This is a genomic window from Aquificaceae bacterium, from assembly GCA_037722135.1.
Classification (GTDB): Bacteria; Aquificota; Aquificia; order Aquificales; family Aquificaceae; genus Pampinifervens; species Pampinifervens sericum.
Genome location: JBBKAW010000016.1, coordinates 1 through 12,464, shown reverse-complemented (window position 1 = coordinate 12,464; position 12,464 = coordinate 1). Strand labels below are relative to the sequence as shown.

The following is a 12,464-nucleotide window of genomic DNA, read 5'->3' as shown; positions in this document are numbered from 1 at the left end:
TAGCACTATCCTTTCCCTCTCTTGGTTTGCCATAAGTATGTAGGCATCTCTCACTTTCCTTAGATAATCTTTGTCTTCAAAGCGAGTCTTTTTGCCCTCAAGCCTCTTTAAGGCTACTTCAAGGGGAACATTTAGCAAGAAGGTTATATCAGGCTTTCTACCTCTAATAGCTATATGGTTTAGAATACTTACCGTGCCAAGGTTTATCTCTCTGCCATAGCCCTGATAGGCGGTTGTGGAATCTATAAAGCGGTCAAGAATTACTATTTTGCCTTCTTTTAGGTCTGGAAATATTCTTTCCCACACAAGGCTTGACCTTGCGGACTCAAAAAGTAAAAGCTCCGTGGTTGGGTCCATTTCAAAACTTAACAAAAGCTCCCTTATCTTTTCGGCAAGAGGCGTAGACCCGGGGTCTCTGTATAGAGAAACCTTATAACCCTTTGCCTTGAGGTATTCATAAAGCCTTTTTGCCTGAGTGCTCTTGCCAGAGCCGTCTATACCTTCAAAGGTTATAAGCATGGACTTACTCTTCAATTTTCACGCTCTCCTAATGTCTATTATTTGTGTGGTTTCTCTTAATAAATCAAAAAAGTCCGTAGGATTGCTGGTTACAAACACGTCAATTTTTCGTTCCGTTTTCAGTATATACCTTAGAACACCGTCCACTAAACTTATACGTTTTCCATGCAGTCTCTCTTTTAACTGTTCTTTTGCTAACTCTTTACACTCTGTATGCTGGTAAAAATTCGTATTTTTTCTATTTAAGATTTCCTTTTCAAACTTCTTCAAGATATTAAGGTTTTTCATAAATTTCGTATTTAGCACCTCAAACAACACAGCACAAGGTATTATAAGATAATATTCTTCACGTTGAGTAATCAGATAGCTATACTCTATAGCGTTTTTATGATAAGAGTCTTTTTCGTCAAAGTAGGCAAATAGGAAACCACTGTCCAAAAGCACGTGTTTCATTCTTGTATGTCAAGTACATCATCGTATTCAACCTTTGCATAACCTTGCCAAGGTGGTCTCTTTCTTTTCCCATATAAAAACTTTGCTACGAGCTTTTTTTTGCCTTCTTGAGTGTAATATGTGGCTATAATGTATATTCTGTCATCCTTATTCAAGCTCACTTTTTCTCTTATTTCCTCTTTCAACTCACTTTCTAAGTCCGATTCATACTCATACTCAAAAAAGGCAAGAGAATCTCCGCATTCCTTTGCACCAAGAGTGTCCAAAAAAGTATACAAGCCTTCGTAATCACCACCTACACCCAAATCGTAAGAAAGCCATACACGGGCTTTTTGCATAATAAGCCTCCTTTGTTAGTATTATAACACTACCCTCCTTATCCTACTTGATAGGTTAGTCATAAGCTCATAGGGTATAGTTCCAGCAAGTTTCGCAAGGTCTGTAAAGCTCTGGTTTTGTCCCACTATTTCTATCCAGTCTCCCACCTGAGCGTCCGTATTGGTAAGGTCCACCATGGTCATGTCCATAGTTATGTTTCCTATTATTTTTACAGGCTTGCCTTTGTAGAAAAGATAGGCTTTGTTGGATAGGCTCTTCATAAGACCGTCCGCATAGCCAAAGGCGACCACACCTACCCTTGTGGGTTTTTCTGTTATATATGTCCTTGAGTAAGAAACAGAAAAGCCTGTAGGTAAGGTCTTTACGGATAATATCTTTGCTCTAAGCTCAAGAGCAGGAGTTATAGAAACTGGGTAGTTTGGCATGGGCTTTTCTCCATAGAGGGCAAGTCCTACGCGTATATGGGTGGTAAAGGGGATGCGATATACCACTCCTGCGGAGCTTTCCATATGCACATACTTAAGACCTCTGTAGTGGTTTAATATCTTGATAAACCTTTCAATTTGGAGTTTTGAGTATTCTTCGTCAAGTGGGCTTGAAAGGTGGCTAAGGATTCCTTCAACTCTGTTATCTTTTATAACCTCTTCCAGAAAACCCAATCTCCCCATGCCTGTGTCGTATTTTATCTGTATAGGTATGTTCAACCCAGCCAAGGCTTTTAGATGCTCCTTATGGGACACTACGGGTGTTAGGTTATATTCCACAAAGGCTTTTTCCTCACCCTTTAGCACCCCTCCAAGCACAAGTATCTTTTTTCTCACACCAACCTTCCTTAGGTCTATACCCTCTTCTACGCAAGCTACCGCAAGCGCTGAGATTTCCTCTAACTTATCCATTAACAAAGCCACTTGCAAAGCACCCACGCCGTAAGCGTTAGCCTTAAGCACAGCTATTATAGGTTTTTGGGAAAAGCGGTAAAGGCTTTTTATATTATTCTCAAGGCTACTAACCCTTATCCTCAACTCTGCCCTTGACATGTAGCTATTCTATTATCTCACAGTATGCTATAATTTTCTCATGGAACAACCTTTCTATAACCCCTTCCTATTCCTTATTAATTTTCTGTGGCTTTTCTTACTTTTAGCTTTTCTAATTATACCCTTTTGGAAGAGGTTTCTGTTATCAAAAGCCAGAGAAGCGCTCATAAGACAGCTTGAGGAAAAAAGAGGTAGCAGGGTAATAACACTAATACACAGACAGGAAAGTCTTGGCTTTTTTGGAATTCCCATATTCAGATACATAAGCATAGAAGACTCGGAACAGGTTCTTAGGGCTATTAGGATGACCCCTCCAGAAATGCCTATAGACCTTATTGTTCATACACCTGGTGGACTCGCTCTTGCATCCACTCAGATTGCTAACGCTCTGGTAAGACATAAGGGTCCCGTAAGGGTTATTGTTCCTCACTATGCCATGTCTGGAGGCACGCTTCTTGCCCTTTCCGCAGATGAGATTATAATGGACCCAAACGCAGTGCTTGGACCAGTAGACCCACAAATAGGTCAAATGCCTGCTGCCTCTATACTTAAAGTGTTGGAACAAAAAGATATAAAAGATATAGAAGACCAAACCCTCATAATGGCGGATATCGCTCGGAAGGCAATAGACCAAATGAAGTCCTACCTTCTTTGGCTTCTCACCCAGAACGGTATGGAGGAGGAAAAGGCAGAAAGGATAGCCCAAGAGTTAGCCACAGGTAAATATACTCATGACTATCCTCTTACCGTCGAGTATCTAAAGGAGCTCGGTTTAAATGTTAGCACTGATGTGCCTGAAGAGGTTTATGCTCTTATGGAGCTCTTCCCGCAACCTATGGGTTCACAGGTGCCTTCTGTGCAATATATTCCAGTTCCCTACAGGACCAATCACGGAGGTAAACCTTGAAGGTTAAAGTTGGAATTGTAGGTTGTGGTGTGGTTGGCACTGGTGTAGTGGAACTTCTTTTGAAAAACTCAGAAATTATCAAAAAGAAGACTGGTGTAGAGCTTGAGCTTTCAAAGGTTGCAGACAAAGATTGGGAAAAGCCAAGAGCTTTCCATGTGCCAGAAGGTCTGAGGACGACGGATTACAAAGAGGTCATAGAAAACTCTCACATAGTGGTTGAGCTTGTAGGCGGAAAGGGTTTTGCCAAAGAGCTTATAAAGGAGGCGCTTTTAAAAGGAAAACACGTGGTTACCGCCAACAAGCATCTACTTGCGGAGGAAGGAGAAGAGCTTTTTAGCCTTGCTCAAGAAAGAGGTCTGCACATAGGCTTTGAGGCTTCTGTAGGTGGTGGTATACCTATTATAAAGGCGGTAAGAGAAGCCCTCGTAGGAAACCACATAAAAGCCATCTATGGCATACTCAATGGGACTACAAACTATATACTAACGAGGATGCTTCAGGAAGACGTGGATTTTGAAACCGCCTTAAAAGAAGCTCAAAGTAAAGGATACGCAGAAGCGGACCCATCCCTTGACATAGACGGTTGGGACAGTGCTCATAAAATAGCCATACTATCCTTTATAGCCTTTGGTAGCTTTTTACCTTTCTCTCGTATCCACGTGGAAGGCATAAGGAACATTGACCTTTTGGATGTGGAGCTTGGAAAAGAGCTGGGCTATACTCTTAAACTCCTTGCTATAGCAAAAAAGAGAGGAGAGGAGCTTGAAGTAAGGGTCCACCCCACCTTTTTACCAGAAGAAGACCCTTTGGCAAAGGTCTCTGATGTTTTTAACGCCATTATGGTAGAGGGAGACTTTGTGGGTAGAACCATGTTTTATGGCAGGGGTGCAGGCTCTCATCCTACTGCTTCTGCGGTAGTTTCAGATATAGTGGACATAGCCTGCAGACTACAGTCGGGGCAAGTATGCAACTATCCCATAAATTGGGAAGACAAAAGGATAGAGCTCACGGAGGATTTCTACAGCCGGTATTACCTTAGGTTTGATGTGCCAGACAGACCAGGCGTGCTGGCAAGCATAGCAAAAGTCCTGGCAGACCACCACATAAGCATAGCCAGTGTCCTGCAAAAGGAAAAGGTCTGCAAGCTGGCAGGAAGAGAAGGCGAACATATAGTGCCATTGGTAGTCCTGACCCACAAAGCCTACGAAAGCTCCATGCGTAGAGCCTTGCAGGAGGTCCAAACCTTGCCTGTGGTTATGGGAAAGCCTATTCTCATAAGAGTTGAAGAGGAGGCGGAATGAAACTCCTTGCTCCTTCCATACTTTCTGCGGATTTTTGGAGGCTTGGTGAGCAAGTAATGGCTTGCGTGGAAGGTGGTGCGGACCTTATACACTTTGACGTAATGGACGGACACTTTGTGCCAAATATCACCTTTGGTCCTATGCTATTGGAAAGTATAAAAAAGCACTGCCCCCTCCCCTTGGATGCACACCTCATGATAGAAAACCCAGAAAGGTATATACCAGACTTTATAAAAGCTGGTGCGGATATGGTAAGCGTTCACATTGAAAACACACCCCATATACACAGAACCCTTGAGCTTATAAAGAGCCTTGGTGCAAAGGCAGGCGTGGTTATAAACCCTGGCACTCCCCTCAGTGCATTGGAGGAAGCCATACACTATGTGGATTTTGTGCTTTTGATGTCTGTAAATCCTGGCTTTGGAGGGCAAAAGTTCATCCAAAGGTCCATAGAAAGGTTAAAAAGGCTAAAAGCCCTCTTGCAGGAGAAAAACCCGTCAGTCCTTATTGAAGTGGACGGTGGCATAAAAGAAGACAACATCATAGAGGTAGCAAAAGCAGGTGCGGACATATTAGTAGTAGGCTCTGGCATATTCCACTCGGAAGATATAAAGGCACAAACTAAAAAGCTAAAGGAAATGCTCACCTTCTCAGAGGCACTGTAAATCTTTGGAGGTCAAAGATATTAAAGGTCAAAAAAACCTCTTTGATATACTTCTGCCTTGTTCCATCGTATATGTCCCTTAGCAAAAGCCCAAAGCTCCAACAAGCTCCCTTGTATTCCATACCCACCTGTCTTTGAAGGTCTTTGTTAACTCTGTTGTCCTTAACAAGACCAAGGAATAGACTTGCATTCCTATAAAGTGTGGAAGCGGACAGATTATACTGGTCATTGATTCTGTTTCCATAATAGTTTTTCTCCAAGGTTCTGCCCAAAGTTATACTTTTACCTTCACCGCTTAGCGTAAGTGAACCTATTGATTTTAGAAGACGTCCATGGACTGGATCATAAACACTATCCGAGGAAAACCTAAGCCAGTCTGTAGGGTAGAGCCAAAGTATGGTCCTAATTGGTAAAAATTTTTCTTTTACCTCTTGTCCTGCGTAGGTAAACTTGCCAAGGTAGTTGTATCCCCCCTCAAGGAAAAGGCTGTAAAAAAGTCTTTGATTGTAATAGCCGTAGCTTCTAAGGACATAGGACAAAAGGCTTTCCTTTTCTAAGCTGTCAAGGTTATCAAACCTTGGATTTTTATAGCTCTTTGGTCTATAAGAGTATGACAGCTCAAAGGTGTTTCTAAGGTCAAGACCTCCAAGATGAAGTTTATAAAAATATGGAAGGCTCTCTCTGTAGCGAATACTTCCAAGTATGCTCTTATCCTCAAAGCTCCCTCCCTTTACGTCCATGTAAGCTATGTTTTCAAGGGTAAGGGTGGAAAGTAGGTTAAGACCAAAAACTTGCTTTGGTATTGAAAACTCTGGGAATAAAATAAACCTTTGGGCTCTTAGACCTTCTTCTCTATAAAAGTTTGTGTAAGAGGCACTCAGATTAAAGTAGAGGTTTTGCAATAAGGGAGTGTCTTTAAGATAAAAGCCTATCTCGGGTAGCCTTTGGAGAGTTCTCTTATTGTTAGGGGATGTAGTATCGTAAAACCTTCTCGCATCAAAGGTAAAAAGAAACCTTTCCCACTCTCTTTTATAGCTTATGTAGGAACTAAGGTATGGAACTGTCCTCTCCTTTGTTAAAAAATACACATCCTGCATAAAGTATGGGTCTGAAATGGTGTCAACACCAGCCTTTAAGCTTCCAAGGTCAAGGTCAACCTTTATCCTGTAGCGGTTTTCTCTAAAGGTAGATGGGTCTCTACCTTCCCACCATTTATTAGGAGGTGTAGGTTCTTTGTAAAAGGAGAGAGTTCCAGTAATATCAAGCGTCTTTCTCATAGACTGACGGTATTCAAGAGAAAGACCCTTTGCCTGTTTGTCTCTTAGGTCAAAGGTTAAGGTGGCATCCTTGTCTTTTGATATAGCCCAATATATAGGCTGTTGATATATAAAGGTGTTGTATGTATTTGAGCCAATGGTTGGAGGCAAGAGTCCAGACCGCCTTTCTCCCACAGGGAAGAGAGTTATAGGGAGGTAGGCTATAGGCACTCTGAAAAGTTGTAGTGTGTTGTTTTCGCTAAAAACATACCTTTGAGACACCCTTGCCCTTGAAAAGCAAAGCTTCATCTCCTTTCTGTCTGGGGGACATGTGGTTATTGAACCCTCTTGTATAAAGTATAATTCACCTTCTTTATCAACCCTTTTTGCACTAAAGTTGAACCTCTCAAACCTACCTTCTGCGTCAAGGAAGTAGCCCACATCTCTTTCAAGGTCAAGGAGTGCCTCACTTCCTCTAACCTCAAACCTTCCATCCACAGACTTTATGTATACCTTGTCTTTTACATAAACTGTTCTGCTTTGGGGGTCATAGGTCATAATCTCCGCTTTAATGTAGTATTCTCTATAGTAAGCCTCTACGCTACCTGTAGCTTTGAAACTCCCATCTGGCAATCTCTCCAACCTATCAGAAAAGACCTCTAAGGAAAAGGAAAGGGATAGACAAAGAAAGAGGAGTAGAAAAGAAAGCATAAAACTATTTTACTTGTTCTCCAAAACTTCCTCCGGAGATTTGGCTCTCTGCAGTATCTTAACCACTACCCATCTCTTTGTCTTAGAAAGAGGTCTTGTCTCCCTTATGACCACAAGGTCTCCCACCCTGCATTCATTATTTGGGTCATGGGCATGATACTTCTTACTCTTTATTATGTGCTTTTTGTATATAGGGTGGGCTACTTTTCTATCTACTTTTACAACAACTGTTTTATCCATCTTATCGCTTACCACAACACCTACAAACTCTTTCCTTTTCTGATGCCACTGCTTCTCCATCATGCCTCACCTCTTAATTGTTTTTCCCTTATGAGGGTTAGAACCCTTGCAAGGTCTTTTTTCACTTTTCTTATCTCCATTGGGTTTGGAAGACCTTCTATTTTCTTTTTAAACCTTAACCTCAAAAGTTCTCTTCTTAACTCTTGCTCCTTTTTTATAAGGTCTTGAAGGCTTAGTTTTCTAAGCTCCTTGGCTTTCATCACCATGTACCTCCAGCCTTCACAAGCCTTGTCTTTATAGGTAGCTTGGCATCCACCAACTTGTGAGCCTCCTGTGCCACCTCTTCAGAAACTCCAGAAAACTCGTACAGTATTTTCCCAGGTCTCACAACCGCCACAAAACCTTCTGGGTCACCCTTTCCACCACCCATACGAACTTCGTTAGGCTTTCTTGTATAAGGCTTGTCAGGAAAAACCTGGACCCATACCTTTGCACCTTTCCTTAGAGCTCTTACGAGGGCTACCCTTCCTGCCTCTATTTGTCTCTGGGTAAGCCAACAAGCCTCAAGTGCTTGTATACCGTATTCACCAAAGGAAACCTTATTGCCTCTAAAAGCCTTTCCCTTTAGTGTTCCTCTTTGGGATTTTCTAAACTTAGTCTTCTTAGGTGCCAAGAAAGACATCTTTTACACCTCCTTTTCCGCTTTCTTGAGGTCTTCCTCTATCTTTTTAATTATTTCTTCTTTTCCACCCTTTAGCACGTCTCCCTTGTATATCCAAACCTTTACGCCAAGCACTCCGTATTTGGTTTTGGCTACCGCAAAGCCATAGTCTATATCCGCCCTCAAGGTTTGCAAGGGCATCCTTCCCACAAGAAACCACTCCGCCCTTGCCAGCTCCGCACCACCTATCCTACCCTTCACCTGCACCTTTACGCCCTTTGCACCCGCCTTGAAGGCATTGTCTATTGCTCTTTTCATAGCTCTTCTATGAGAAACCCTTCTTTCTATCTGAAGTGCTATCTCTTCCGCCACAAGCTGTGCATCCAACTCGGGAACCCTCACTTCATCTACGGTTATAACCACAGACTTGCCACGGGTTATGTATTCTATATCCTTCTTTAACTGTTCCACTTCCGCACCCTTTCTACCTATAATGATACCCGGTCTTGCTGCAAACACCCTTACCTTTACCTTGTCCACCACTCTTTCTACCACCACCTTTGAAATGCCAGCGGCTGAATACCTCTTTTTTATGTAGTCTTTTATCCTTAGGTCTTCATGTAGGAGCTGTGTGTAGTCCCTTTTCCCCGCAAACCATTTAGAAGTCCAGTCTCTTATAACTCCTAACCTAAAACCTATAGGATGAGTTTTCTGACCCATCAGTCTTCCTCCTTTTCTACAAGCACGATGGTTATGTGTGATGTTCTTTTTCTTAGCATAGTTGCTCTTCCGTGAGCTCTTGGAATCCACTTTTTATACATAGGTCCTTGGTCCGCTACAGCCTTTTGAATGTATAGCTTGTCCAAGTCCATACCCTTTTGTTCTGCGTTAGCAAGAGCACTCCTTAGGACGCCCTCTATTATGCGCGCAGACTTTTTGGGTATAAATCTAAGCTGATAGAGGGCATCACCTGCTTTCATTCCTTGAATAACCCTAAGCACCTGCCGTGCCTTTGTGGGCGAAACCCTTGCATACCTTAAAACTGCCCTTGCCTCCATCTTTTCACCTCACTTCTTCTTTGTAGCCTTTGCGGATTTATCTGGATGACCCTTAAAGGTCCTTGTGGGAGCAAACTCACCCAGCTTATGACCTACCATATCCGAGGTTATATAGACTGGCACAAAGGTCTTTCCGTTGTGCACCGCTATGGTATGCCCCACAAACTCTGGAATTATAGTGGTATCCCTGCTGTAGGTCTTTATAACCTTTCTTTCACCCGTTTCGTTCATTTTCCTTATCCTAAACCAGAGCTTGGGGTCTACCCACGCCTTTTTATTCACCAACTTTCTATATTCGTCCCAGATCTGTTGATATTTTTCCAGTGCCTTTTGGTAAAGCACTGGGTCATGTTGAACCGCCCTAACTCTCTTGTATATCCTCTGAGTTTTTTTGTATAGCTTTAAAAAGCTCTCAAGGTCCTCTATGAGCTTGTTTCTTTTGTTCCACGCACCTTTAAAGCCCATTATTGCACACCTCCTCTAAGAGGCTTACCCTTTCTCGTGACCAGTATGAACTTATCTGAATACTTTTTACCTCTTCTTGTCTTGTATCCCTTTGTCTTCCATCCCCATGGAGACTCTGGATGCTTACCCTTTGTCTTTCCTTCACCACCACCGTGAGGGTGGTCAACAGGGTTCATGGCAGTTCCTCTCACTTTTGGTCTCCAACCAAGCCATCTGTATCTACCTGCCTTTCCATACTTTACAAGCTCATGCTCCGCAAGACCAACAGCACCTATGGTTGCCATACACCTTTCATGCACAAGCCTTATTTCACCAGAAGGCAATCTAAGTTGCACATACTCTCCCACCTTACCCAATATCTGCGCAGACATACCCGCAGCCCTTGCTATCTGTCCACCCTTGCCAGGGTGAAGCTCCACGTTGTGGACTATAGTTCCCACAGGTATATACTTTAGAGGTAAAGCATTACCCACCTTTATCTCGGGAAGCTCCTTGCCTTGTTCGGCATCCTCGTATGATATGGACACCACCGTATCTCCTACCTTTAGACCTTCTGGCCAAAGAATGTATCTTTTCTCTCCGTCCATATAGTGAAGTAGGGCTATGCGAGCGGACCTGTTTGGGTCGTATTCTATGGCAACCACCTTAGCAGGCACAAGACTTTTATCCCTCTTGAAGTCTATAAGCCTGTATCTCCTCTTGTGTCCACCACCCCTACCTCTTGAAGTTATCTTACCCTGCTGTCGAGACCTACCTTTTGCCCTGTGCCAATGCACTAAAAGGGACTTTTCTGGTTCTGACTTTGTAATCTCCGCAAAGTCATACAAGACCGCATGCCTTTGACCATTGGTAACCGGCTTTAACTTCCTTACACCCATTTCTACACTCCTGTCAAGTCTATTTCCATGTCAGGAGGTATGGTTACTATGGCCTTTTTGTATGCCCTTGTATAGCCATACCTCCTAAACTTACCTATTACTCTCTTTTTTCTTGGCTTTACTATGAGAGTGTTCACCTTTAGCACCTTTACACCGAAGAGCTTTTCTACCGCATGCTTTATTTCGTGCTTTGTCGCATCCATTGCCACTTCAAAGGTATACTTTTTGTAGTCCTCCATTAGCCTGTTGCTCTTTTCAGTTATTATGGGTCTTATTATCACTTCCTCTGGTCTTCTCATGATGCCAACCTCTCATATATCTTATCTAAGGCTTGAGCGGTTATAAGGAGTTTGTCCGCCCAGAGGATATCGTAAACATTTAGACCTTCAACGGGAAGAACCCTTACATAAGGCAGGTTTCTAAAGGATTTGTATATAACCTCCTCCTTTTGAGGCAATACCACAAGCACCTTTTGAGGATATATGCCAAGGTTCTTAAGCACTTCTATAGCCTTTTTGGTTTTTGGCACATCACCTAAATCCAAGCTATCTACAATAAGCAGGTTGTTCTCTTTAGCCTTTAAGCTCAAAGCCATTTTAAGTCCCAGCCTTCTTACCTTTTTGGGGAGGGGATAGTAATAGTCTCTTGGTTTTGGACCATGAGCTACGCCACCACCTACGAATATATTAGCACCCCTGTCTCCATGCCTTGCATTTCCCGTACCCTTCTGAGGTAGAAGTTTTCTTCCACTGTAGGCTACTTCACCTCTGGTCTTAGTGCTATGGGTTCCCTGTCTTCTGCTGGCAAGTTGCCACTTTACCACTTCCCATAGAACATGCCTTTTTACTTCCACATTAAAGACCTCAGGTTTTAGCTCAACTTCCAGTACCTTCATGAGACCTCTCCTTTAACCAAGGCTTCCACCATACTCTTAATTCTGTTTAACTTTAGTCTTTGAGACTTTCTATTTGCTATCCTACTTTTCTCCACAAAGACTATGCCACCGTTAGGTCCAGGGATGGAACCTTTAACCAAGAGTATATTATGCTCCGGAACCACGTCAAGCACCAACAGGGATTGAACCCTTATGGGCTCATTACCCCAATGTCCAGCCATTCTTTTACCTTTCCAAACTCTACCTGGGTCTGTCCTGTTTCCTATTGAACCTACCGCCCTGTGATATCTATGTCCGTGAGACTTGGGAAAACCGCCAAAGTCCCACCTTTTCATTGCACCAGCAAAACCTCTTCCTTTGCTTTTGCCCACCACATCCACAAGTTCTCCTGGCTGAAAGACCTCTTCAACCCTTAGCTCTTGACCTATCTGATAACCTTCCACTGAGTCTACCCTAAACTCCTTTAGCACCCTAAGAATTTTACCCACCTTTTTGAGATGTCCAAGTTCTGGCTTTGTTAGATGTTTCTCCTTATCTTCAAAGGCACCCACTTGTATTGCGGTATATCCATCCTTTTCAAGGGTCCTTATGTAGGTTATGTAATTGGGCTTTATCTCTATAGCAGTCGCGGGCACAGATGTGCCATCTTTGAGAAAGACCCTTGTCATTCCTATCTTTTTACCAATAAGCCCTATAGCCATGGCTATCTCCCTATTATTATTTCCACATCAACACCTGCTGGAAGGGTCAGGTCCCTAAGGGACTCTATGGTTTGAGAGGTCGCCCTGGTAATATCCAATATTCTTCTGTGTTCTCTGAGTTCAAAGTGCTCCCTTGACTGGTCAAACTTGTGGGGAGACCTAAGAACCACCCACCTTCTCTTTCTTACAGGAAGGGGTATGGGACCCTTAACCACACCCCCAGTCCTTTTGACTGTATCTATTATCTGCTTTACATATTGGTCAAGAAGCCTATGGTCGTAAGACCTAAGCTTTATGCGTATCAGTTCCTGCTCCATAGCCCTTCCTCACTCAATAATTTTTGTGACCACGCCAGCACCAACAGTTCTTCCACCTTCCC

The 12,464-nt window shown here is 43.0% G+C and carries 19 protein-coding genes; 3 read left to right on the top strand and 16 right to left on the bottom strand.

Going from position 1 to position 12,464, the window contains the following annotated elements:
- The 4 genes from tmk to alr all read right to left on the bottom strand — a co-directional run.
- Positions 1 to 519: dTMP kinase (gene tmk, locus WKI49_01280; protein ID MEJ7621133.1), on the bottom strand; the 519-nt coding region annotated here is incomplete at its 3' end.
- Positions 520 to 537: 18 nt separating this feature from the next.
- Positions 538 to 972 (bottom strand): hypothetical protein, encoded by a 435-nt coding sequence (locus WKI49_01275; GenBank protein MEJ7621132.1) that lies wholly within the window; start codon positions 970 to 972, stop codon positions 538 to 540.
- Entirely contained in the window at positions 969 to 1,310 is a 342-nt protein-coding gene (locus WKI49_01270) for a hypothetical protein (protein ID MEJ7621131.1), read from the bottom strand. The genes WKI49_01275 and WKI49_01270 overlap by 4 nt, the downstream gene beginning before the upstream one ends.
- Positions 1,311 to 1,331: 21 nt before the next feature.
- A complete protein-coding gene (gene alr / locus WKI49_01265; protein ID MEJ7621130.1) occupies positions 1,332 to 2,348 on the bottom strand; it encodes an alanine racemase in 1,017 nt (338 codons plus the stop codon).
- A 40-nt stretch (positions 2,349 to 2,388) separates the two neighbouring features.
- On the opposite strand from alr, the gene WKI49_01260 reads away from it, so the two are divergent.
- Genes WKI49_01260 through rpe form a run of 3 tightly spaced genes read left to right on the top strand, consistent with a single transcriptional unit; the run spans position 2,389 to position 5,221 of the window.
- On the top strand, positions 2,389 to 3,255 hold the full coding sequence (locus WKI49_01260) for an ATP-dependent Clp protease proteolytic subunit (protein MEJ7621129.1): 867 nt from the start codon (positions 2,389 to 2,391) through the stop codon (positions 3,253 to 3,255).
- Complete coding sequence (locus tag WKI49_01255; protein MEJ7621128.1) at positions 3,252 to 4,556, top strand: homoserine dehydrogenase; 1,305 nt, start codon at positions 3,252 to 3,254, stop codon at positions 4,554 to 4,556. Before WKI49_01260 ends, WKI49_01255 begins: the two co-directional genes overlap by 4 nt.
- Positions 4,553 to 5,221 (top strand): ribulose-phosphate 3-epimerase, encoded by a 669-nt coding sequence (rpe, locus tag WKI49_01250; protein MEJ7621127.1) that lies wholly within the window; start codon positions 4,553 to 4,555, stop codon positions 5,219 to 5,221. The genes WKI49_01255 and rpe overlap by 4 nt, the downstream gene beginning before the upstream one ends.
- Here the strand turns inward: rpe and WKI49_01245 are convergent.
- From WKI49_01245 to rpsJ, 12 genes are all read right to left on the bottom strand, one after another.
- Positions 5,199 to 7,187: an LPS-assembly protein LptD gene (locus WKI49_01245; protein ID MEJ7621126.1), complete on the bottom strand. Its 1,989-nt coding sequence runs from the start codon at positions 7,185 to 7,187 to the stop codon at positions 5,199 to 5,201. The two genes, rpe and WKI49_01245, sit on opposite strands and share 23 nt — an antisense overlap.
- Positions 7,188 to 7,196: 9 nt before the next feature.
- Positions 7,197 to 7,490 (bottom strand): 30S ribosomal protein S17, encoded by a 294-nt coding sequence (rpsQ, locus tag WKI49_01240; protein ID MEJ7621125.1) that lies wholly within the window; start codon positions 7,488 to 7,490, stop codon positions 7,197 to 7,199.
- A complete protein-coding gene (rpmC, locus tag WKI49_01235) occupies positions 7,487 to 7,687 on the bottom strand; it encodes a 50S ribosomal protein L29 (protein MEJ7621124.1) in 201 nt (66 codons plus the stop codon). Before rpmC ends, rpsQ begins: the two co-directional genes overlap by 4 nt.
- Positions 7,687 to 8,109, bottom strand: a complete 423-nt coding sequence (rplP, locus tag WKI49_01230) for a 50S ribosomal protein L16 (protein ID MEJ7621123.1) — start codon at positions 8,107 to 8,109, stop codon at positions 7,687 to 7,689. The genes rpmC and rplP overlap by 1 nt, the downstream gene beginning before the upstream one ends.
- Positions 8,110 to 8,112: 3 nt before the next feature.
- Positions 8,113 to 8,808: a 30S ribosomal protein S3 gene (gene rpsC / locus WKI49_01225; GenBank protein MEJ7621122.1), complete on the bottom strand. Its 696-nt coding sequence runs from the start codon at positions 8,806 to 8,808 to the stop codon at positions 8,113 to 8,115.
- Positions 8,808 to 9,146, bottom strand: coding sequence for a 50S ribosomal protein L22 (gene rplV / locus WKI49_01220; GenBank protein ID MEJ7621121.1), 339 nt, complete (start codon positions 9,144 to 9,146; stop codon positions 8,808 to 8,810). The genes rpsC and rplV overlap by 1 nt, the downstream gene beginning before the upstream one ends.
- Positions 9,147 to 9,155: 9 nt before the next feature.
- Positions 9,156 to 9,431, bottom strand: a complete 276-nt coding sequence (rpsS, locus tag WKI49_01215; protein MEJ7621120.1) for a 30S ribosomal protein S19 — start codon at positions 9,429 to 9,431, stop codon at positions 9,156 to 9,158.
- 179 nt (positions 9,432 to 9,610) lie between these two features.
- Positions 9,611 to 10,489, bottom strand: coding sequence for a 50S ribosomal protein L2 (rplB, locus tag WKI49_01210; protein ID MEJ7621119.1), 879 nt, complete (start codon positions 10,487 to 10,489; stop codon positions 9,611 to 9,613).
- 2 nt (positions 10,490 to 10,491) lie between these two features.
- Positions 10,492 to 10,788 carry a 50S ribosomal protein L23 gene (rplW, locus tag WKI49_01205; protein ID MEJ7621118.1) on the bottom strand — a complete coding sequence of 99 codons (297 nt, stop codon included), beginning with the start codon at positions 10,786 to 10,788 and terminating at the stop codon, positions 10,492 to 10,494.
- Positions 10,785 to 11,384 (bottom strand): 50S ribosomal protein L4, encoded by a 600-nt coding sequence (gene rplD, locus WKI49_01200; GenBank protein MEJ7621117.1) that lies wholly within the window; start codon positions 11,382 to 11,384, stop codon positions 10,785 to 10,787. The genes rplW and rplD overlap by 4 nt, the downstream gene beginning before the upstream one ends.
- On the bottom strand, positions 11,381 to 12,085 hold the full coding sequence (gene rplC, locus WKI49_01195) for a 50S ribosomal protein L3 (GenBank protein ID MEJ7621116.1): 705 nt from the start codon (positions 12,083 to 12,085) through the stop codon (positions 11,381 to 11,383). The genes rplD and rplC overlap by 4 nt, the downstream gene beginning before the upstream one ends.
- Positions 12,086 to 12,087: 2 nt before the next feature.
- Positions 12,088 to 12,402: a 30S ribosomal protein S10 gene (gene rpsJ, locus WKI49_01190; GenBank protein ID MEJ7621115.1), complete on the bottom strand. Its 315-nt coding sequence runs from the start codon at positions 12,400 to 12,402 to the stop codon at positions 12,088 to 12,090.
- Between the last annotated feature and the right edge of the window lie 62 nt (positions 12,403 to 12,464).